Raw genomic sequence first — 21,274 nt, forward strand, 5'->3', positions numbered from 1 at the left:
GTATATAGACATTGTAAGAAAGGAGATTCTATGATAGGACTTATCATCGGTGGTATTATTTTGCTCCTCATTGAAATGATGATACCAGGGTTTGGTATTTTTGGCCTAACAGGGCTATTGCTGCTCCTCTGGGGGGTGTATGATGGAATGGGTGGAGGACCTATGGCGATGATCACGGTAACGGGGATTTCAATAGTAGGTATCATTGTACTGTGGTGGATTATATCTATTTTTCCAAAAACAAAAGTTGGAGACAGATTGACATTGCGCTTGCAATCTACTAAGGAAAAAGGGTATGCCAGTCATCCTGATCCAGCTGCATGGTTAGGAAAAAAAGGTGTGGCAAAAACGGTGTTGCGCCCAGCTGGAACCATTGTGGTAAACGATACTTTTTTAGATGTTGTTACAGATGGTGAATTTTATGAACCAGGTACGGAGGTTATCATTGTATCCGTTATGGGTGGTCGTATTGTAGTGCGAGCTACAGAAAAGTAGGAGGAATTATGGAAATTAGCATTGGCAATATTGGATTTGTTATACTTCCGATTGTATTAGTAATTGGGGTATCTTTATTTTTACATTTTGTTCCATTAGGACTTTGGATTTCTGCTTTGGCAGCGGGAGTAAAAGTTAGTATCATGACCTTAATTGGTATGCGTCTACGCCGCGTATCACCAGCTCAGATTGTTCTTCCTTTGGTAAAAGCTAATAAAGCGGGTTTGGATGTAACCGTAGATCAATTAGAAGCACATTATTTAGCAGGTGGCGATGTAGATCGTGTAGTAGATGCCTTAATTGCTGCTGAACGGGCGACTATGGAGTTAACCTTTGAACGCTCTGCTGCCATCGACTTAGCTGGCCGTGATGTATTAGAAGCTGTACAAATGTCGGTAAATCCGAAAGTGATTGAAACGCCGATTATTTCTGCAGTAGCTAAAAATGGTATTGAATTAAAAGTTCGTGCTCGCGTTACTGTACGTGCTAATATTGATCGTTTAGTAGGCGGTGCTGGAGAAGCAACAATTATTGCACGTGTTGGGGAAGGGATTGTTACTACCGTAGGTTCTTCTGAAGAGCATACGGATGTATTAGAAAATCCAGATCATATTTCTCGTACGGTGTTGAATAAAGGTTTAGATGCTGGTACAGCTTTTGAAATCTTATCGATTGATATTGCGGATGTGGATGTAGGACGTAATATTGGAGCCCAATTGATGACAGATCAAGCAGAGGCGGATAAAAAAATTGCCCAAGCTCAGGCAGAAAAACGCCGTGCTATGGCGGTAGCACAAGAACAAGAAATGCGTGCGCACACACAGGAAATGCAAGCGAAAGTAGTAGAAGCTCAAGCAGAAGTGCCAAAAGCGCTATCTCAAGCGTTGCGTGAGGGTAATTTAGGCGTCATGGACTACTATTCTATGAATAATATTATGGCGGATACAAAAATGCGTGAAAGTATTTCTGGAGGAGAGTATCAATCAGATATCGATGCGAAAGGCACACATGAGTAAAGGTAAGGAGGTATTCTAGTATGGAGTTTGGTATACTCATATTGATTATCTTAGGGTCCTTTATTTTTAAAAGTAACAAATCTGATTCCGCTGAAACGACAAAGCCAATCCCTAGCAAGGATATGACTTGGGAAGAGATGGAAGCGTATTATGGAATTACACTTTCACAAGATCAGAAAGAACCTATAGAAGTGGAAGCGGATAGTCATACTGATGAAAATTTAGAAGCGGCGCCTGTAACATACGATCCGGTAGGTTTAGATAGGTATGAGCAGTCAGTAGAAGTAAGTAAGAATGATACACTAGTGGACAGGGAATCCTTGCGATTAGCGGCTAGGCGTGGCATGGTGTGGTCTATCATATTGGAAGCGCCGAAAGGGCGGATGCGACGATATGGTCGATAAATAGAACAAGGCATCGTAGACGATACATATAAAGTGAGATACTCGATAGGTGTATTATATGGTAATAGAATCATAAAGAAGAGCTGTCATTCAGGATATAGCAATCCTGATGACAGCTCATTTTCGTATACGTATTTGTAGGTAAAAGCGACCCTACTAAGTAGAGTCGCTTTGGTTATTTGTGATTAGAAAGTTTTGATTTCTGTTTCTTCTAAGGAAGCTACGATGGCATCTGCCAATTCTTCAAATAATGGCAATTGTTCATCATGCAATGCACCTTTGATATCTAATGGAGTGCCTACGATTTCCATGTTGTTGAATTTTTCAGTGAAATACTCAACCATGCGTTTCATAGCGCCGGATGCCCAAGAGTGGTTACCAACGATAGATACTTTATGATTGTGGAAGTTTAATGCTTGTAATTCGTGTAACAAGTTTTCCATAGTCAAATATAAGCCTAGGTTGTATGTTGGTGCCATACATACTAAATGGCTATATTTCCATGCATCAGAGATGATGTAGGAAGGATTTGTCTTAGATACATCGTGGATACGAATGTCTGTGACACCGCGTAAGGACAATAGTTTCGCTAATTGTTGTGCCATTTCAGCAGTGTTGCCATACATGGAACCGAAAGCGATCACAACGCCTTTTTTCTCTGCGTTATATGTGCTCCAGTGCATATATTTGTTCACAATGTAAGAGATGCTTTCAGGGGTTCTCCAAATTGGACCATGAAGAGGCGCAATGTTATTGATTTGTAAAGACAAAGCTTTTTTCATTGCGTTTTGTACTTGTGCACCGTATTTACCTACGATATTCGTGTAGTAACGACGCGCTTCGTCTTCGTATAGACGGTCAAAGTCTAATTGATCAGCGAAAATATTGCCGTTGATTGTGCCGAATGTACCGAATGCATCAGCAGAGAACAATGTACCTGTTGTGGATTCGTATGTGCAAGTTACTTCTGGCCAGTGAACCATTGGCATAGTATACGTGTGTAATTTATGATGGCCAAGGTCAATTGTGTCACCCTCTTTTACTTCATAGTAATTATCAGGAGCAGGACGACCATAGAATTGTTCAAAGAAACGGAATGTAGTTTTGTTACCTACCATCTTTACATTTGGATAGCGGTCTAGTAATTCTACTAATGTAGCGCAATGGTCAGGTTCCATATGATTTACAATTAAATAATCTAATTGGCGGCCATTTAATAAATGTTCTACGTTATCGAAGAACTCTTGACGAATGCTGTCATCTACAGAGTCTACGATACAAGTTTTTTCGTCATCAATAAAATAGGAATTGTAGCTTACCCCATGTGGAATTGGAAATAGGTTTTCGAACCGTTCAGTGCTCCAATCGTTGCTACCAATCCAATAAATATGATCAGTCAATTTTTGTGCGCAATGCATAGTTAAATTCCTTTCATACATACGGGGGATTGTTATGCCCCAGATTTTCTTATCAAATATATATTACTAGTTTATAGGCTATAAAGCAACTGTTTTATCGGTGCTTATAGGAAATTTTAGATATAATTGTCTTACATCATTTGACAACATTTATAAATCTAGGTAAACTTATAAGTAATTATAATAGTTGATTAGAGAGTGAAAGGGTACTTTCACAATAGATTTGAGGTCAGTATGTCTGTGTCTGCAGAATTATTGCGCTCCTTTGTGGGCGTAGGTTTGCACCTATCTTTTTCCAAGGCGGCTAAAGCAAGTGGGGTTTCACAATCAGCCATTAGCCAGAGCATTAAGCAATTGGAGAAAGATTTGGGGATTCCCTTGTTTGAAAGGACGACAAAATCAGTAGCATTTACAAAAGCCGGCCGTGAATTGTTTGAAACGGCAGTAGAAGCATTTTCAATGTTAGATAATGGTCTTATGCAACTGCGAGAACGTCTATCTCGCGAATATAAGAGCTTGCACCTGGCAGCTACTGATACATTGAGTAAATATTTTTTATTGCCCTATTTTAAAATGTGGCAAGAAAAAGACCTTGATATTAGCTTACGCATTACCAATCGACCATCCCGTGAATGTGTGGCTATGGTGGAAGCTGGCGAAGCACAGCTAGCAGTTGTTCATGCGTATGAAGGATTATATGATAATAATCATTTAGAAGTTGTTGATTTGGCTGCTGTACGCGATATTTTTGTGGGTGGTACTACATACAAGGATACTGAAAAGGTTTGGAGTATTGATGATATTTTGGCTGAGCCACTATTAGTACTCACAATGGGTGCTAGTAGCCGAAACTTTTTTGATGCTGTTACCTACAATCGATGTACGAAACCAGCCTTTGAGCTTGGTAGTTTAGAGGTTCTTATTGATTTAGTAGAAATTAACTTAGGTCTATCATTAGTGCCAGAAATGGTAGCACGCGAAAAAATACGCAGTGGTTCATTAGTAGAGTTACAGACTAATTTGCAAATTCCAGAACGGCGAATTGTATTAGTACGATCGAGGATGGATGCATTAACGGAAGGCGTAACGCAATTTATTGATATATTAGATACAGGAAAATAATAAGGAGGATCATCGTGGATTTATTAAAACAACGTATTGATGCAGAGGGAATTGTATTAAATAATCGAGTATTGAAAGTAGATGGTTTTTTAAATCATCAAATTGATCCAAAGTTATTTGTTCAAATTGGTAAGGAAATTGCAAGACAATTTGCGGATAAGCAAATCGATCGCATTGTCACTATTGAAGCTTCTGGTATTGCTATTGCATTGCAAGTGGCGATTGAATTGGATGTACCATTGGTATTTGCACGCAAGAAAAAATCTATTTTGATGACAGAAGATGTATATCATTCTGTAGTGTATTCGTACACAAAAGAAGAAAATTATGATATGACAATTTCTAAAAAATTCTTACCAGCTGGGGAAAAAGTATTAATTATCGATGACTTCTTGGCCAGTGGTGAAGCAGCTATGGGGCTCGCAAAATTAGTAGAAGGTGCAGGAGATACAGTAGAAGGTATTGCTATTGTTATTGAAAAATCCTTCCAACCTGGTCGTGATCGTTTAGAAAAAGCAGGGTATGACGTGCATTCCTTAGTGCGTATTGCACGCTTTGAAAATGATCGTTGTATTTATGTAGAGGATGAAACTTGTTAATGAATTGATATTTTATACCAATGTATGGTATGATTATGGTAATGAGTTTTAATTTTAAAAGTGTTAGTAAATGGAGTTAAGACAGTGAATAAAAAAGCAGAATTATTTCAACAGTTTATTGTAGAGAATGAATTAACAAATCTTTTCACGTTGCGTGAGATTGAAAATGACCAATATAATACAGTAGTATTTGATGCTAGTGTAGAATACAATGACATTGTATTCCCATTATTTGTTGTATTAGATGATACACCATTTGGAATTGTGCGTTTAGAAATCGCTGGTGGTCGTTTTACACCTGAGCAACGCAAAACTACATTAGAGGTGTTGAATCAATTAAATAGTGAATTTAAATGCTTCAAACATTATTTAATGGAAGAAAATGGTTACGAAGCAATTATCTTAGATGTAAGCTTGATGGCAGGAGAAGAAGAGTTCAATCCAGCATTAGTAGCGTATACTATCTTTGAAGTGTTGTATCCACATACTCAAAAAGATTTAACTCGTATCATTGCGGCGTTAGAGAGCGTAAAAGTGGAAGAAGCTCCTGTAGAAGGACAAGAAGCTAAAAAAGAAAGCAAGCCACGCAAAACGACTAAATCCAAAAAAGGTTAATACACAGAGATAATATCATATGGGGCATTGTGACAAGCAATGCCCCTTTTTTACGAGGTGATATTCATGAATGAAAAGGCGAGAGTATTTGAAGAATTTTTAATCGAAGAAAAAATAACATGTTTTGAAAAACGAGAGGTTGGGGATGATGATCATACAGTTGTGTTCCGATCCTATGTGCAAACTGAGTTGGGTGATATTCCCGTATTCCTATTGTTAGATGATACGATCTATGCCACTATTCGATTTTTAATTGGTGCAGGTGTAGTCACAAAAGAAAATCGTCAAGAGATTCTGACATTTATCAATCGTGAAAATAGTACTTATAAAAGCTTTAAATATTATATTGAAGAAGATGATGATAGCGTATACTTAGATTGTATCAATCAAAGTGCAAACTCTCATTTTGACCCAAGATTGTTATATGTGCTAATGTCTCAAATTGTAGAGTATATTCCAGGAAAAATTGAAACTATAGGAAATATATTTGGTGTTGAACAGTTACCTCCACCTGAGCATGCACATGAATAATATGATTCTTTTTCGCAAAAAGAAACAATATCAATCAAAATATGATTAACGGCGCTCAAAAACGCTCAGAAAAACATATGTGCAATTGGAGTAAACAATTCAATTCGTGTAATACAATTCAAAAATGTTAAAAAATGTTGATAGATACACAATTCGTGATATGCGAATTCAAATGTATCTATAGCAAATGTACTATGTATCGTGCTATAATATGTGTAGGTTATTTATACTATAGCATCACGTAGTATAAGGGGTGATACAATGGCATTAGGTGAAAATTTAAGACATGCCCGTAAACGAATTGGGCGGAGTCAACTAGATGTGGCTCGTGATATTGGTATTAGTAATGCTGCCCTGTCAAATTATGAAACAGGATATCGAGAGCCTGATTTAGAAACCTTGAAGCGATTAGCTAATTATTACGATGTGACCATTGATGAACTGGCAGGTAACGCAAGTATGGCCAGAGAAATACTCTATGATCTAAGTAGCATTGTAAAAAATGGGCGGATTGCACATAATGGTGTAGAATATGTATTAAGTGATTCACAACGATTAAAATTAAGACGCCAAATTGCACATGCATTTGAAATGTTCAATGAAGGAAAATCTAATTGGTAGGATAAACATGTTATTCTAGAGACGTTTGTGGAATAGCATATCATCGTATAGAAAGCGCAGGGGCTCTCGGGTACGTTTGAGAGTGCAAGTACTGTATCTACAAAATGAAAAGAACAGTTCTATGAAAATAGGACTGTCTTTTTTATTGTCCAAGTATATATGATATAATTTACATAAGATTATATACAGGTGGATGCTAAGATATGATAGACTGTGTATGATATAGAATTAGCAAGTAAGATAGTACATGGTACTATCTGAGCAAGAAATTAGTTAATTATGAAATAGAATAGAGAATATGAAAGGATGCTTATGAGTAAACCAATCGTAGTTGTACCAGGTTTGGTACGTAAAGATGTAATAGCTTACCTAAGTGAGCATGTGACAGTTCGTCAATGGACTGAAAAAGAAAAGATGCCAAAAGAGGTATTAAAGGAATGGCTTCGTGAAGCGGATGGATTGTGGAGTATTAATCATTTTACAGTGGATGAAGATCTAGTAAAAGATGCTCCTAATTTAAAGGTCATCGCTCAGGCTTCTGTAGGGTATGATAATATTGATATCGATGCCTTAACAGCGCGCCATATTCCGTACGGAAATACGCCTGATGTATTAACGGAAACAACAGCGGAGTTAGCTTTCACATTGATGGCAGCTGCGAGCCGTAGAATTTATGAGAATGCCCAGTTTGTGAAAGATGGAAAATGGGTGGAACGACCTTCGAATATAAAAGGCAAAGATTTAAGTCGTATGACATTAGGTATTATTGGCATGGGTAAGATTGGTGTATCTGTATCTCGCAGAGCGCGTGCTTTTGGCATGACGGTGCAGTATCATAATCGAAATCGCCGCAATGATGATAGCTTGCTGATGACGACGTATGTATCATTGGGTAAACTATTAACGACTAGTGATGTCATCTTGGTGATGGCTCCGCTGACAGAGGAAACCCACCATTTAATCGATGCAGAAGCTTTTGAAATGATGAAAGAAACTGCTTTATTTGTCAATGTAGGACGAGGGAAAATTGTAGATACCGATGCATTAGTACATGCTCTAGAAACAGGTCAAATCGATTACGCAGCTCTCGATGTGGTAGATCCAGAACCAATTGGTGCGGATCATCCGTTATTAAAAACAGGGAAATGCCTAGTGGTGCCTCATATCGGGTCTTTCACAGATAGAACTCGGAAGGAAATGGCTATGCTCACAGCCAATAATCTTATAGCTGGTGTACATGGTAAACCGTTGTTGACCTGTGTCAATGAAAGTGTCAATTATATGGCAACTGAAGAGTAATAGAGACAACGTAGCCGGTATGATACGAAATACTAGGATTTGCAAGAAATCCATGAAACATGGAGTAGCCTGTGGTATAATAAAAGAATGTGCAGAACTTGCACGTGTGTATAATCAATATAAGAGAGGAAGAATCACATGGAATCGAAAGAGACGATGATGAGTACGGAAGAAACAACGCCTCAAACAGTTAACTTTATTGAAGCGATTATTAATACAGACAACGAAGAAAATACCTATGGAAAACGTGTCCACACACGTTTCCCGCCAGAACCTAATGGGTATTTGCATATTGGCCATGCAAAATCTATTTGCCTTAACTTTGGTCTTGGCAAATCATACCAAGGTTTAACAAACTTGCGTTTTGATGATACGAATCCGGTCAAAGAAGATATGGAATATGTAGAATCCATTGAAGAAGATGTAAAATGGTTAGGCTTTACATGGCATGGTGATGTACATTATGCATCTGACTATTTCGGTAAACTATATGAATATGCTCAAGTGTTGATCAAGAAGGGAAAAGCCTATGTAGATGATCAAACACCAGAAGAAATTCGTGCTACTCGTGGCGATTTTACAACGCCTGGTACGAATAGCCCTTACCGTGATCGCAGCGTAGAAGAAAACTTACGACTCTTTCAAGAAATGAAAGAAGGCAAATATAAAGATGGGGAAAAAGTATTGCGGGCCAAAATTGACATGGCAGACCCTAATATCGTAATGCGAGATCCTGTATTGTATCGTATTTTACACGCTGATCATCATCGTACAGGTTCTGAATGGAATATTTACCCTATGTATGACTATGCGCATCCAGTATCTGATGCGATTGAACGTATTACCCATTCTGTATGTACCTTAGAATTTGAAGTGCATCGTCCATTGTACAATTGGGTATTAGAAGATTGGGAAGACACAGAAAAACCAAAACAGATTGAATTTGCCCGCTTGAATGTGACAAATATGGTCATGAGTAAACGTAAATTGCGTCAATTGGTTGAATTGAATCTAGTGAGTGGATGGGATGATCCTCGTATGCCGACAATTTCTGGTTTGCGCCGCCGTGGCTATACACCAGAGTCCATTCGTGATTTCTGTGAACGCATTGGCGTAGCAAAAGCAGATAGCATGGTAGAAGTAGGACTATTAGAGTTCTGTATCCGTGAAGATTTGAAATTAAAAGCTCCACGCTACATGGCGGTATTAGATCCTGTGAAAGTTGTCATCACAAACTACCCAGAAGGACAGACAGAAACACTTATCATTGAAAATAATACAGAAAATGAAGCGATGGGGCATCGTGAAGTGATATTTGGTCGAGAAGTGTACATTGAACGTGGTGACTTTATGGAAGAACCAGTGAAAAAATTCTTCCGCTTAGCACCGGGTAAAGAAGTGCGTTTAAAAGGGGCTTACATCATTGAATGTCAATCTGTTATCAAAGATACTGATGGCAATATCACTGAAATTCACTGTACATACGACCCAGCTACGAAATCTGGAACAGGATGTCAAAAGAAAGTGAAAGGTATCTTGCACTGGGTAGAGGCATCTACTGCGGTAGATATGGAAGTGCGTCTCTATGACTATCTATTGAACTCAGAAAATGAGGAGACTGCAGATAAAGATTTCTTACAACAGTTAAATCCAAACTCCTTAGAAGTAAAAGCTGCGAAAGGGGAAGCTGCATTCCGTACTACACAAGTTGGAGACCATTATCATTTCTTGCGTACAGGCTATTTTGTGACCGATAAGGATAGCACAGCAGATCATATCGTGATGAATCGTACGGTAGGTATGCGCGATACATGGGCTAAGATGCAAAAGAAATAAGATTAGGCGATTAGTATGATGAAAATATATAGTGTAGTATCCTTAGCGGCGATTGCGGGAATCTTTGTATGGGGAAGTATTGTGTCTGATGTAGATGCGGCGAATACCGCTACAATCCGATGGCCTAAACATATGGTAGTGCAAGAAGGTAGTAGTCAAAGTATTATTTCTACGGGAATTGCACAGACGTTGGAATCAGGGATGCAACAAATTGGATTCGAAGTGACAAAGTCCTATATGATACTGGATAAGTCTGGAAATAATTACTATTATGCTCGTTATGGGGAAGGTACATTGTTGTATGGATTTGGCCCAGAGGCTGCTGATAGTGCGCATCCATTCCCAGCAGGAGATCGTATGGGTGAGCAGATGGTTCAGGATTACCAAACGTATATGGAAAGTCACCCAGAACTATTTACGATTGTGACTCCATTACATGTTGAGGGGAATCGACGCTATCGCGGAGAAGTAATTGTAAATTCTTGGTATAAACAGGCGGAGTACCCACTGTATATGCAAGTAGTATTTACCGTAGAAAGTAGCCACCCGCCACGTGTGCAATACGTATTAACCAGTGTAGATGATATACATATGCGTGATAAGTTACAATCGATTCTAAAATAAAAGAAGACTTCGAGAGATAGGTATGGTGTATAGCCAATACTATATCTTTCGAAGTCTTTTTATTGTTTGCTATATCTTGGTTCCTATATCTGTGTGTAAGAATTAATGGTGTGAGTATGGTGGTAGATGAGTGTATGGTTATAGTTAGATTGTATATATAAAAAGATATAATTGCTCATAATAATGAAAAAAGTTCTCATACTTATTGACATGAGTGTAAAATATTTGTATCATATTAATAGAAATAATTTTCAATTATTTTAGCTATCTTTTGATGGCAAATCCGGATTATCTATTTGCTGTGAGAGCAAGTGTTCTCCCCAAAATACGTAAAAAGGCAGGTACAACAAATGGAATCCATCGAGCAGATTATCGGATATCATTGTGCACCCGCAATTCGAGGTATCAAAGTGGCTAATTTAGTGGCTTTACCTCAACATCTAGGGGTCCATATGATACAGAAGACAAATGAGTATAATGATAAATTTAATCAAAAAGGGCTGTTCTTTTATGAATTATGCCATTGTGAAAAACGAAAATTATTACTCGTATTCCGAGAACGGATGCTTGATGAGTATTTGAGACGACCTGATGTGCTAGCGTTTCTCCAACAGTATGGATATGAATCTTATGAAACATTACAAGAGTGGTTATTACACTTACGTCATCGTATTGAAATGAGCGATGTGTTTCCCCATGAGATAGGCGTATTTTTAGGATATCCTCTAGAGGATGTCAAAGCTTTCATACAATTCCGAGGAGCAGGCTATAAAGTTTGTGGAGATTGGAAAGTATATGGAAACCAAGCGTCTGCTATGCACGCATTTCATTGTTTTCGAATGTGCCGTGACTATTGTCATGCACAATTGAATAAAGGAAAATCTTTAGAGTCTTTGGTTGCCGTAACGGCATGCTAGGAGGTAACATTATGATCGCTGTAATTTATTGGTCTGGAACAGGTAACACAACTGCAATGGCGGAAGCTGTAGGTAAAGGTATCGCTGATGCTGGTCAAGAAGTAGTAGTAAAAGCTGTTTCCGAAATCACGGCTGACGAAGCTGCGGGTTATGAAAAATTAGCATTAGGATGTGCTGATATGGGTGCAGAAGAATTAGAAGATGCAGAATTTGCACCTTTCTATGATGCATTGGAACCAAAATTAGCTGGTAAAAAGGTAGTATTATTCGGCTCTTATGGTTGGGGCGGATCCTGGTTAGATGACTGGGCTGTTCGTGTTGAAGGTGCGAATGGTGTAGTGGTAGATAAATTACCAGTACTAGGTGAACCTGATGATGCAGGCAAAGAACAATGTGAAGCATTGGGTAAAGCACTAGTAAACGCATAATCCAAATATAAAGCATATAACAAATCAATATACTAGCTCTTACTCATAAGAGGTGGATAGGTAGATCTATTCACCTCTTATTTTAGTTTTGCAACCTTCTTGCTAATTCGGAATCGATGACACATTGACCATGCACGTTAAACTTTACTATAATAAAGAAATCATATAGTTATTAGTATAGGAGGTATTGTATGCAAGTATTACAAAATTGGAAATTACATGCGTTGGCTCTTCTCATCACCATCATTGCAGAAATGATTGGGATTCAACGATTTGGAGCAGTCGTGTTTTTGCCGCTTCTCTACGCGTTGATTATGGGTCTATTTGTATCGATTCCATCATTAAAAATTTTAACTGTGGAAACGATGGAAAAATCAGCCGATTATCTAGGGATTGCAGTGATGTTGTTAATGGTGAAAGTAGGCTTAGGTATTGGTCCCAACTTGGAAATTTTGTCTACCGCTGGATTGGCTCTTATGCTACAAGAGCTAGGTCATTTCTTTGGTACGATTTTATTCGGCTTACCAGTGGCATTATTAGTGGGAATGCGCCGTGAAGCGGTGGGTGCTTGTTATTCTGTAGACCGTGAACCTAATGTAGCGATTATTATCGATAAATTTGGTTTTAGCTCTCCTGAGGGTCGTGGTGTTATGGGTATGTACATCTGTGGCGTATTGATTGGTGCTATGTGGGCCTCTGTGCTAGCAGGTTTCTTTGCACAAATGGGCTGGTTCCATCCATTGGCATTGGCTATGGGTGCTGGCGTAGGCAGTGCTAGTATGATGGCTGCTTCTACAGCCCCTATCATTGCGGTATATCCAGAGCATGAAGCCCAAATTGCAGCCTTAGCGGGGGCAGCCAATTTATTGACCACCGTATTAGGTGTGTACTTTGGTATCTTTGTATCCTTACCGGTGATGGAAAAAACCTATAATTTCTTTACAGGCCGTACACGTGAACAAGATTTAGCAGAGGAGGGAAAATAAGATGACTATCAGCGAAAAAATTACACAATTTATCATTGTCATATGCATTGCAGCTATCATGACGGCTGTAGGTAATATCCTTGATGGTAAGCATCTATTGGGACCAAGTCTTGTGGGGGTCTTTGTCATTGCGGGCTTAGCTATCATTGGTGCTATTATTTCTTATTTGCCATTAGCGAATCGATTTCCTATGGTATTCTGGGTGTCTTTAGTAGGCGTGATTGCATCTTTGCCAATGATGCCAGGTCAAGCTTGGATTATTGCACAAACAAAAGAAGTAACATTCTTGGCGACTACCACACCAGTATTAGCTTATGCAGGTCTTTCCTTAGGAAAAGATTTAGGCGCTTTCCGTCGTCTATCTTGGAGAATTATTCCAGTAGCGTTAGCGGTAACGGCAGGTACATTTATTTGCGCTGCTGCAATGGCTCATTTTGTATTACATATGCAAGGCGTTATTTAATATTGAATAGATGCATATAGATTGTAGATGCACTTAATAAAAGAGAGTTGATGATTTCCTATCAACTCTCTTTTTGATTTCATGGTACAATAGAGTTCAAGAGTCATACATAGATACCTTTTTGTGAAGGGTATTTTCATACAATATAAAAGGAGACAAACTATGTTAACAAAAGAAGAAGTAAAACAACGTGTGTGTGATGCCATTGTAGCAGGACAAGATCGATTGCGTGCATTAGCTAGTGCTATTATGGATGAACCAGAATTGGGTTATAAAGAGCATAAAACATCTCAAAAAGTACAAGATATGTTTACAGAGCTAGGGATTGCTTTTACAACGGGGCATGCTATTACAGGTGTAAAAGGACGTTTACAAGGTGGTACATCTAAGAAAACTGTCGCCATGATTGGTGAACTGGACGCGATCGTATGTCATCGTCATCCAAAAGCAGATCCATTAACTGGAGCAGCCCATTGTTGTGGACATAATGTACAAATTGCTAACTTATTTGCAGTAGCTATGGGCTTACAAGCGGAAGGGGTTATGGAAGCTCTTGGAGGAGACGTAGTTTTATTTGCTGTGCCAGCGGAAGAAATGATCGAAGTCGATTATAGGAATACATTGCGTGAAAAAGGAACAATCAAATACCTTGGGGGCAAACAACAGCTTATCTATGAAGGTGCCTTTGATGATATCCATATGGCCATGCAAATGCATGTGGAAACAGCGGATACACCTACGGGAGAAATGAACTTAGGGAGTACCTCCAATGGATTTGTGGCGAAACTGATCGAATACCACGGAAAAATTGCCCATGCGGCGGCAGCTCCTCATGAAGGGATTAATGCATTAAATGCGGCCTTGATGGGTGTTATGGGGGTACATGCCATTCGTGAGACTTTCAAAGAAAGTGATTATTTCCGTTTCCATCCTATCATTAATCAAGGGGGAACATTGGTAAATTGCGTACCAGATTATGTGCAAGTAGAAAGCTATGTGCGTGCGTCGAATGTAAAAGCGATTGTGGATGGCAATCAACGAGTGAATCGTGCTTTGAAAGCTGGCGGCGATGCAGTAGGAGCTACTTGTGTGATTCAAGATTTACCAGGTTATTTACCGATGCGTGATAATCCTGATATGAATCAGTTATTGCGGTCTAACTCAGAACCGCTATTTGGTACAAACAATGTACGTCAACGGGTACATATGACAGCAAGTACAGACATGGGTGATGTATCCCATTTAATGCCTGTTATCCATCCTTGGGTGGGTTGTATTGAAGGAGTGCTGCATAGTGCGGAATACAATATCACAGTACCAGACGTAGCCTATATTAAAACGGCCCAAGCATTAGCAATGACTATTGTGGATTTATTATATGATAAGGCGCAGGTGGCGGAAGAGATTCTAGAAAACTTTGAAGCTCCGTTAACGAAAGAAACGTATATTGAATTGTTAGATTCTATCGCTAGTGGAAAATAGTAAAAATTCTCATATCTAAAATAGTCGATGTATGATATACTATATATTAAAGAATAAAGATTATCCATTGGTTTAGAAAGGATGACGTAAATGAAGCAATATGATGTAATCGTAATTGGTACTGGCGGTGCTAGTTTAGTAGCTGATGCAGCATTAAAAGCAGGTAAACGTGTAGCTGTTATTGAAAAAACAGGCTTTGGTGGCACTTGTTTAACACGTGGCTGTATTCCAACAAAAGTAATGGTTACTGCAGCTGATGTGGTACATGAAAGCCATGGTTGGAAAAAAATTGGTGTAGAAACTGCTACACCGACTCTTAACTGGGATGTAGTAAGCGAGCGTGTATGGAAAGCCATCAATAAAAGCGAAGGGGTTAAAGAATTTTATGAAAGCTTTGACAATGCTGATGTATACCATGGAGCAGCTACTTTTGTAAGTGATAAAGTATTATATGTAACATTACAAGATGGCACAAAAACAGAGGAAATTACTGCATCTACCATTATCATTGGTACTGGTGGTCATTCTAAAGTGAACCATGTGGACGGCTTAGAAGAAGCAGGATACATTACTAGTGAGAAATTATTTGGCAATGAATATCCAAAAGTACCATATAAACGACTAGCTGTATTTGGTGGTGGTCCTATTGGTACAGAATTTGCAGGTGTGTTTGCCGCAGCAGGTACGGAAGTGACGTTAATCCAGCGCAATGTGCGTTTATTGCCAAAAGAAGATGAAGCTATTTCTGCTCATATTTTAGAAGAAATGAAAGCCATTGGAGTGAACGTATTAACAGATACTGTATGTGATAATGTGCGAGTAGACAATGGTGATAAAGTGATCACTGTGAAAAACCGTACTACTGGTGAAGTCTCTGAAATTCGTGTAGATGAAATTTTGGTGGCTACTGGTATCGCTCCGTCTGTAGAAGATTTACACCTAGAAAATACTCACATTGAACAATTGCCAGGTGGTTGGATTAAAACGAATGAATTCTTAGAAACATCTGTAGAAGGTGTGTATGCCTTAGGTGATGTAAATGGTAATGCAGCGTTCCGTCATCGCGCCAACTATGAAGGGGATATTATCTCTCATAACTTATATCGTGCTACATCTCCAACAGACTATCGTTGGGCACGCTATGATTTGATTCCTATGGTGACTTTCACATACCCAGAAGTAGGTCGTGTCGGTATGACTGAAGCAGAAGCCAAAGAGGCTGGTTATGATGTGGGAGTTGGTATTAACCACTATTCTAACTCCGCAAAAGGTATGGCCCTTGGTATTGACAAAGGTGATGTACATGATGGATTTATCAAGGTAGTGGTAGATAAAGCTACGAATCGTCTATTAGGGGCTCATATCGTGGGACCACAAGCATCGATCTTGTTCCAACCATATGTACATTTGATGAATAGTGGTGAAGTGAAATTAGTTCCTGTTCATGAAGAAATCGGTTCTACTACAACGAAAGAATTACGTGCACAAGGATTGACACGGTACTTGGATCCACAATCTGTTATCTCCATTGGTGAGGCTATGGCTCCACATCCAACACTGTCAGAAGTTTCTATGTGGACACAAGTGTTCTACGAACATAAATGGTAATCTATTAATAAGATATTTACTAAAAACTGTAGTGATGGGAATACTATCACTGCAGTTTTTTTATATTGTCATATGATGATAATTGATAAGTAGCGGTGCTGTTCATAAAGAAATCGGACATGAGTTTTTTTATTATCACATGATGATAATTGATATATTGTACAGTACTTATAAATAGAATGCGTTTATTCTGTATAGGCAGATATGAGTATGATATGTTAGTAATGCTAGAGGTGTAAGATAGTATAAAGATAGTATAAAGATAGTATAAAGAAATATACCCTACCTTATTGCATGAGTATATGACATAGGTTATAAGTATTTTGAAATCAAATATTCTCAATTAAAATTATAGTTGATAATAGTTGGATAATAGTGTATAATGAGAAAGTAAATGAGAATAAAAAGCTACCTCTGAGATATAGCAGATTAGAAGGGGGTAGAATTGTAAGTATATGTTAAATGGATGAAAGAGGTGTAGTATGACAGAAGTATTAATCCGTTTATTTGTAAACAATAAAGATGAAGTCAAAGATACTAATGTACGCCAACAATATGGGATTATGGCAAGTATCACCGGTATTGTGGTGAATGTGTTAGTTTGTTTAGGGGAATTGATCATTGGTTTTCTTATCGGATCCATTGCTATGATTAGTGATGCTATCCATAATGTGGCTGATGCAGGGGGATCCTTAGTATCCTTTTTGAGTTTTAAATTGTCTGGACGTAAAGCAGATGCAGAGCATCCATATGGACATGGTAGAATGGAATATCTATTGTCCATTGGTTTTTCTATTTTGCTGTTTGTAGTAGCGGCTCAATTAGGTATTGAAGCGGTAGACCATATTATGAACCCAGAGGTAGTAGAGTTTTCTATGTCTGCATTAGCTGTGATGCTAGGCGCTATGGTGTTAAAAATTTGGTTATCTTTCTTTTTACGTTCCATTGGGAATCGCATTGATTCTCCTATCTTGCGTGCTAACGGGAAAGAAGCTTTATCTGATGTATGGGCTACAGCAGCCATTGCTATCGGCTTATTGTTGGGCGGTATATTCCAGTTGAGCGTGGATGGGTATTTAGGCTTAATTGTGGCGATTATCATTGCAAAAGCTGGTTTTGAAGTGCTGAAAGAAGCTACAGATCGTTTATTGGGATTTGAGCCCAGCGCAGAACGAGTACAAGAAATCATTGAATTTGTAGAATCTAAGCATGGTATTTTAGGAACGCATGATTTGATGATTCACGATTATGGTCCAGGTCATGAATATGCTTCTATCCACGTAGAAGTAGATGCGAAACAAGATGCGATGACCATCCATAACATGGTGGATCGTGTAGAACGACAAGCTTTGAAAGAATTGCAGTTAAAACTGACTATCCATATGGATCCAATCGTTGTCAATGAACAAACCCTAGCTTTACAACAGCGTTTAGTAGCAGTAATTCAAGCCTATGATGAAAGCTTTTCTTTGTATGATATCCGCATCGATGTAGAGAATAGAAAGATTGGTTTTGACGTACAAGTACCGCATGATGTGAAATATACGAAAGAGGAACTTTCACAAAAGTTGAGGCAATTAGTAGAAGCGGTATTGCCGACTTATGAAGTGAAACCAAATGTAGTGCATGGCTACACTGGAGTATAACAGAATATAGTCTATATATACTAAAGGCAAGTTGAGTAAGAGGGCTCAACTTGCCTTTTGTGTTTGAGGATGGTTATTGCTGCAGAAAATATAGTATAGAACCATAAAAAATATTATAGAGCGGATAAGAAAAGGACTGGTGCAGATTGTACCAGTCCTTATTAGTGCCTACTTTCATAAGCTATATGTAATTATAAATTCTATTGGGCATCCCATACCAAAGAACAAGTAGACCTTTCAAACACTATGTGTAAAGAATACACTTATACTTTATCTGTAGGGTAGCCATTACGTGCATAGTCTACAGCGGCTGTAAATAAGATATCTGTAGAAGAGTTCAGTGCTGTTTCAGTGGAGTCTTGGATCACGCCGATGATGAAACCAACACCAACAACTTGCATTGCTACGTCGTTAGAAATACCGAATAAGGAACAAGCAAGTGGAATCAATAATAGAGAACCACCAGCTACACCAGATGCGCCACATGCGGAAATTGTCGCAATAATGCTAAGTAAGATAGCAGTGGCAATATCAACGTGGATACCTAAGGTAGATACGGCAGCCAATGCCATAACTGTAATTGTGATAGCAGCACCACCCATGTTGATCGTAGCCCCTAAAGGAATGGAAATAGAATATGTATCAGGTGTAATACCCAAACGTTTTGCTAGGTCCATATTCACAGGAATATTAGCCGCAGAACTACGAGTGAAGAATGCAGTCACACCAGACTCACGTAAGCAACGGAATACAAGTGGATATGGATTGCGTTTCATTACGATAGCTACGATGATTGGGTTGATAATTAATGCTACAGCAAACATGCAACCAAGAAGCACTAATAATAATTTACCGTATGTTAGAAGAGCACCTAAGCCATTCTCTCCAATGGATTGTGCCACTAAACCAAGAATACCAAGAGGTGCAAATTTAATGATCCATTGTACAGAGGTAGTAATTGCATCAGAAATGGATGCCATCACATCTTTTGTTTCAGTAGATGCGTTGCGTAGAGCTGCACCGAATATTAAAGCCCACCCTAAAATGCCGATGTAGTTACCGCCTAAAATTGCTTTTACTGGGTTTTCTACTACGTTTGTTAATAGGGTAGAAAGTACAGCAGTGATACCACTAGGAGGTGCTGTGTCTGCAGGAGATGCAGTTAATAACAATGTAGTTGGGAATAAGAAACTGCCTACAACAGCTATCGCTGCAGAAGCAAACGTACCTACTAAATAGAGTACGATGATGGATCGCATACCTGTTTTTTGTCCAGAGCGATGGCGGCAGATAGCAGAAATTACCAAGAAAAATACTAATACCGGTGCGACACCTTTCAAGGCCCCAACGAAGATTGTACCTAATAGTGAAAACTTAACGGCTGCCTCCGGTGCATACACGGCAATCAAGGTGCCGATAATAAGGCCTACGCAGATTTGTTGAATCAGGCTGAACTTATTGATGAAATTAAATAATGCCCTCATAGAAAACTCCTTATACTTATAAATACTTAAAATCGAGTACAAATATCTACTCATAAAAGACATAAGGACATTATAAACGGATTGCTCAGTTTTGGCAAGAGAAAAATATCACATATTATGGAATATACTTAGTCATTCGTGTATAATGAGTGTCATTAGAGTAACATTGGAGGTAGACCGTGGAATTTAAAACACATGATGATAAAAAAGCCTATGTACAGGATGTCTTTTCTCATATTGCAAAGCATTATGATATGATGAACACATTGTTGAGCTTTAACCAGGATGCGAGGTGGCGTAGATTTGCCATAGCACAATTACAGTTATCAGAAGGGATGCGTATTGCAGATATTGCTTGTGGTACATGTATGCTCACAAAGACGGCATTACAAGAAATTCCGTCTCTCCATGTGGAGGGGTTAGATTTTAGTCCGGAAATGTTAGCGGTAGGCCAAGATCGTTTAGAACGTGAGGGCTATACAGATAGAGTTACGTTAACACAAGGGGATGCGATGGATCTTCCTTATGAAAGTAATTCCTTTGATGGTGCTGTATCCGGGTTCGCTTTGCGAAATGTGCCAAGCATTGAACAGACGATTCGAGAAATGAAACGAGTTGTTAAACCAGGAGGGAAAGTAGTCACTTTAGAATTGGCTAAGCCTACCATGTTTGGTTTTAAACAAGCGTATTATCTATATTTTGAAAAAATCTTGCCTATCTTAGGCAAACTAAGTCGAGATCAATCGTCGTATGCGTGGCTTCCTGAGTCCTTGCGAAGATACGTAGGGCAAGAAGGGGTATTGCAGATTTTTAAAGACGTGGGATTACAAGATGCCACATACCATGAATTAACGGGTGGTATTGTAGCTGTACACGTAGGCACGGTACCTGAAGAGACGGAGGCTAGCCTTGGTGAATAAATAAAAAGCTGTCATTTATTGTGCAATGGATGACAGCTTTGTGGTTTCCAATATGTTACTTATTCATGGCCGAAGCGAGTAGGGTTCTTTAACGTAGCATCATATAATTGATTTACTTTATCCCAATTGATGATGGTAAAGAAGTTACGGATATACTCAAGGCGACGGTCTTGATATAGTCCGTAATAGGCATGTTCCCATAGATTGATGCCTAAGATGGCTGTTTGCATTTCCATGATAGGGTTATCTTCGTTATTGGTAGTTGTGATAGCGAGAGTGTTGTCTGGATTGATCACTAGCCAAGCCCATCCGCTACCAAAGTGTGCCATAGCAGCTTCCGTCAATGCCGTTTGGAATGCTTCGTAGGAGCCAAATGCTTTATTGATAGCTTCCGCGATAGGGCCTTCATACTTTGAAGTATTAGGCTTTGTTAGGATCTCCCAGAATAAATTATAGTTTTTATAAGCGCCTCCATACTGACGGACATCTTGACGAATTTCTTTAGGCACATGGCTTAAGGCCCCTAATAAACAATCTATATGACCAAATCTAAGATCGGGATGCTGTTCTAAGGCGTGATTCAACTTGTTAGTATAAGCTTTGTGGAATTTTTCATATTGAACTTCCAAGCTTGTACAGTCTATAACAGGCTCTAAGAAATCGTAAGAGTAAGGTAAGAGTGGGACTTCAAAATACTTCATAGTAACCTCCTTAATGGGATTTTCGATAATGATATATATTATCATAGTTACTATTATAG

General features: G+C 38.8%; 22 protein-coding genes. 19 read left to right on the plus strand and 3 right to left on the minus strand.

Annotation, left to right across the window (positions count from 1 at the left end):
- The first annotated feature begins 30 nt into the window (after window positions 1–30).
- Genes EO122_RS04315 through EO122_RS04325 form a run of 3 tightly spaced genes read left to right on the plus strand, consistent with a single transcriptional unit; the run spans window position 31 to window position 1,915 of the window.
- Window positions 31–495, plus strand: coding sequence for an NfeD family protein (locus EO122_RS04315; protein WP_127009527.1), 465 nt, complete (start codon window positions 31–33; stop codon window positions 493–495).
- Window positions 496–503: 8 nt separating this feature from the next.
- Window positions 504–1,511 (plus strand): flotillin-like protein FloA, encoded by a 1,008-nt coding sequence (gene floA, locus EO122_RS04320; RefSeq protein WP_127009528.1) that lies wholly within the window; start codon window positions 504–506, stop codon window positions 1,509–1,511.
- A 20-nt stretch (window positions 1,512–1,531) separates the two neighbouring features.
- Window positions 1,532–1,915, plus strand: coding sequence for a hypothetical protein (locus tag EO122_RS04325; RefSeq protein ID WP_127009529.1), 384 nt, complete (start codon window positions 1,532–1,534; stop codon window positions 1,913–1,915).
- A 185-nt stretch (window positions 1,916–2,100) separates the two neighbouring features.
- Here EO122_RS04325 and EO122_RS04330 read toward each other — a convergent pair whose 3' ends face one another.
- Window positions 2,101–3,333: an FprA family A-type flavoprotein gene (locus tag EO122_RS04330; protein WP_127009530.1), complete on the minus strand. Its 1,233-nt coding sequence runs from the start codon at window positions 3,331–3,333 to the stop codon at window positions 2,101–2,103.
- Window positions 3,334–3,567: 234 nt separating this feature from the next.
- Here EO122_RS04330 and EO122_RS04335 point away from each other — a divergent pair, with 234 nt between their 5' ends.
- The 15 genes from EO122_RS04335 (at window position 3,568) to EO122_RS04405 (ending at window position 18,110) form a co-directional block, all read left to right on the plus strand.
- Complete coding sequence (locus EO122_RS04335) at window positions 3,568–4,455, plus strand: LysR family transcriptional regulator (protein WP_127009531.1); 888 nt, start codon at window positions 3,568–3,570, stop codon at window positions 4,453–4,455.
- A gap of 14 nt (window positions 4,456–4,469) precedes the next feature.
- A complete protein-coding gene (locus EO122_RS04340) occupies window positions 4,470–5,054 on the plus strand; it encodes a xanthine phosphoribosyltransferase (protein WP_127009532.1) in 585 nt (194 codons plus the stop codon).
- Between the two features lie 84 nt (window positions 5,055–5,138).
- Window positions 5,139–5,669, plus strand: a complete 531-nt coding sequence (locus EO122_RS04345) for a hypothetical protein (protein WP_127009533.1) — start codon at window positions 5,139–5,141, stop codon at window positions 5,667–5,669.
- Between the two features lie 66 nt (window positions 5,670–5,735).
- Window positions 5,736–6,200, plus strand: coding sequence for a hypothetical protein (locus tag EO122_RS04350; RefSeq protein ID WP_126936989.1), 465 nt, complete (start codon window positions 5,736–5,738; stop codon window positions 6,198–6,200).
- Between the two features lie 261 nt (window positions 6,201–6,461).
- Entirely contained in the window at window positions 6,462–6,821 is a 360-nt protein-coding gene (locus EO122_RS04355; RefSeq protein WP_009353094.1) for a helix-turn-helix domain-containing protein, read from the plus strand.
- Window positions 6,822–7,127: 306 nt separating this feature from the next.
- Entirely contained in the window at window positions 7,128–8,120 is a 993-nt protein-coding gene (locus EO122_RS04360; protein ID WP_127009534.1) for a D-glycerate dehydrogenase, read from the plus strand.
- A 138-nt stretch (window positions 8,121–8,258) separates the two neighbouring features.
- Complete coding sequence (locus EO122_RS04365; protein WP_127009535.1) at window positions 8,259–9,956, plus strand: glutamine--tRNA ligase/YqeY domain fusion protein; 1,698 nt, start codon at window positions 8,259–8,261, stop codon at window positions 9,954–9,956.
- Between the two features lie 15 nt (window positions 9,957–9,971).
- Window positions 9,972–10,580, plus strand: coding sequence for a hypothetical protein (locus tag EO122_RS04370; protein ID WP_127009536.1), 609 nt, complete (start codon window positions 9,972–9,974; stop codon window positions 10,578–10,580).
- A 350-nt stretch (window positions 10,581–10,930) separates the two neighbouring features.
- Window positions 10,931–11,497 carry a DUF3793 family protein gene (locus EO122_RS04375; RefSeq protein WP_127009537.1) on the plus strand — a complete coding sequence of 189 codons (567 nt, stop codon included), beginning with the start codon at window positions 10,931–10,933 and terminating at the stop codon, window positions 11,495–11,497.
- An 11-nt stretch (window positions 11,498–11,508) separates the two neighbouring features.
- A complete protein-coding gene (locus EO122_RS04380) occupies window positions 11,509–11,925 on the plus strand; it encodes a flavodoxin domain-containing protein (protein WP_126936984.1) in 417 nt (138 codons plus the stop codon).
- 191 nt (window positions 11,926–12,116) lie between these two features.
- On the plus strand, window positions 12,117–12,911 hold the full coding sequence (locus tag EO122_RS04385; protein WP_127009538.1) for a DUF3100 domain-containing protein: 795 nt from the start codon (window positions 12,117–12,119) through the stop codon (window positions 12,909–12,911).
- Between the two features lies 1 nt (window position 12,912).
- Complete coding sequence (locus EO122_RS04390) at window positions 12,913–13,374, plus strand: hypothetical protein (RefSeq protein WP_127009539.1); 462 nt, start codon at window positions 12,913–12,915, stop codon at window positions 13,372–13,374.
- A gap of 162 nt (window positions 13,375–13,536) precedes the next feature.
- The gene (locus tag EO122_RS04395) at window positions 13,537–14,856 is read left to right on the plus strand and encodes an amidohydrolase (RefSeq protein ID WP_127009540.1); all 1,320 of its coding nucleotides are present in this window, start codon (window positions 13,537–13,539) and stop codon (window positions 14,854–14,856) included.
- Between the two features lie 90 nt (window positions 14,857–14,946).
- A complete protein-coding gene (locus EO122_RS04400) occupies window positions 14,947–16,464 on the plus strand; it encodes an NAD(P)/FAD-dependent oxidoreductase (protein WP_127009541.1) in 1,518 nt (505 codons plus the stop codon).
- Between the two features lie 482 nt (window positions 16,465–16,946).
- Window positions 16,947–18,110 (plus strand): cation diffusion facilitator family transporter, encoded by a 1,164-nt coding sequence (locus EO122_RS04405; protein WP_240632654.1) that lies wholly within the window; start codon window positions 16,947–16,949, stop codon window positions 18,108–18,110.
- A gap of 263 nt (window positions 18,111–18,373) precedes the next feature.
- Here EO122_RS04405 and sstT read toward each other — a convergent pair whose 3' ends face one another.
- On the minus strand, window positions 18,374–19,594 hold the full coding sequence (gene sstT / locus EO122_RS04410) for a serine/threonine transporter SstT (protein WP_127009542.1): 1,221 nt from the start codon (window positions 19,592–19,594) through the stop codon (window positions 18,374–18,376).
- 179 nt (window positions 19,595–19,773) lie between these two features.
- Here sstT and EO122_RS04415 point away from each other — a divergent pair, with 179 nt between their 5' ends.
- Window positions 19,774–20,514, plus strand: a complete 741-nt coding sequence (locus tag EO122_RS04415; RefSeq protein ID WP_126936978.1) for a class I SAM-dependent methyltransferase — start codon at window positions 19,774–19,776, stop codon at window positions 20,512–20,514.
- 59 nt (window positions 20,515–20,573) lie between these two features.
- Here the strand turns inward: EO122_RS04415 and EO122_RS04420 are convergent, their stop codons facing one another.
- On the minus strand, window positions 20,574–21,215 hold the full coding sequence (locus EO122_RS04420; protein WP_127009543.1) for a superoxide dismutase: 642 nt from the start codon (window positions 21,213–21,215) through the stop codon (window positions 20,574–20,576).
- Window positions 21,216–21,274: the final 59 nt, after the last annotated feature.

Source organism: Veillonella sp. CHU110 (assembly GCF_003992255.1).
Lineage (GTDB): Bacteria > Bacillota > Negativicutes > Veillonellales > Veillonellaceae > F0422.

Coding starts and splice junctions, on each gene's coding strand:
- EO122_RS04315 (WP_127009527.1), top strand. CDS start 31: ATGATAGGACTTATCATCGGTGGTATTATTTTGCTCCTCATTGAAATG.
- floA (WP_127009528.1), top strand. CDS start 504: ATGGAAATTAGCATTGGCAATATTGGATTTGTTATACTTCCGATTGTA.
- EO122_RS04325 (WP_127009529.1), top strand. CDS start 1,532: ATGGAGTTTGGTATACTCATATTGATTATCTTAGGGTCCTTTATTTTT.
- EO122_RS04330 (WP_127009530.1), bottom strand. CDS start 3,333: ATGCATTGCGCACAAAAATTGACTGATCATATTTATTGGATTGGTAGC.
- EO122_RS04335 (WP_127009531.1), top strand. CDS start 3,568: ATGTCTGTGTCTGCAGAATTATTGCGCTCCTTTGTGGGCGTAGGTTTG.
- EO122_RS04350 (WP_126936989.1), top strand. CDS start 5,736: ATGAATGAAAAGGCGAGAGTATTTGAAGAATTTTTAATCGAAGAAAAA.
- EO122_RS04355 (WP_009353094.1), top strand. CDS start 6,462: ATGGCATTAGGTGAAAATTTAAGACATGCCCGTAAACGAATTGGGCGG.
- EO122_RS04360 (WP_127009534.1), top strand. CDS start 7,128: ATGCTTATGAGTAAACCAATCGTAGTTGTACCAGGTTTGGTACGTAAA.
- EO122_RS04365 (WP_127009535.1), top strand. CDS start 8,259: ATGGAATCGAAAGAGACGATGATGAGTACGGAAGAAACAACGCCTCAA.
- EO122_RS04370 (WP_127009536.1), top strand. CDS start 9,972: ATGATGAAAATATATAGTGTAGTATCCTTAGCGGCGATTGCGGGAATC.
- EO122_RS04375 (WP_127009537.1), top strand. CDS start 10,931: ATGGAATCCATCGAGCAGATTATCGGATATCATTGTGCACCCGCAATT.
- EO122_RS04380 (WP_126936984.1), top strand. CDS start 11,509: ATGATCGCTGTAATTTATTGGTCTGGAACAGGTAACACAACTGCAATG.
- EO122_RS04385 (WP_127009538.1), top strand. CDS start 12,117: ATGCAAGTATTACAAAATTGGAAATTACATGCGTTGGCTCTTCTCATC.
- EO122_RS04390 (WP_127009539.1), top strand. CDS start 12,913: ATGACTATCAGCGAAAAAATTACACAATTTATCATTGTCATATGCATT.
- EO122_RS04395 (WP_127009540.1), top strand. CDS start 13,537: ATGTTAACAAAAGAAGAAGTAAAACAACGTGTGTGTGATGCCATTGTA.
- EO122_RS04400 (WP_127009541.1), top strand. CDS start 14,947: ATGAAGCAATATGATGTAATCGTAATTGGTACTGGCGGTGCTAGTTTA.
- EO122_RS04405 (WP_240632654.1), top strand. CDS start 16,947: ATGACAGAAGTATTAATCCGTTTATTTGTAAACAATAAAGATGAAGTC.
- sstT (WP_127009542.1), bottom strand. CDS start 19,594: ATGAGGGCATTATTTAATTTCATCAATAAGTTCAGCCTGATTCAACAA.
- EO122_RS04420 (WP_127009543.1), bottom strand. CDS start 21,215: ATGAAGTATTTTGAAGTCCCACTCTTACCTTACTCTTACGATTTCTTA.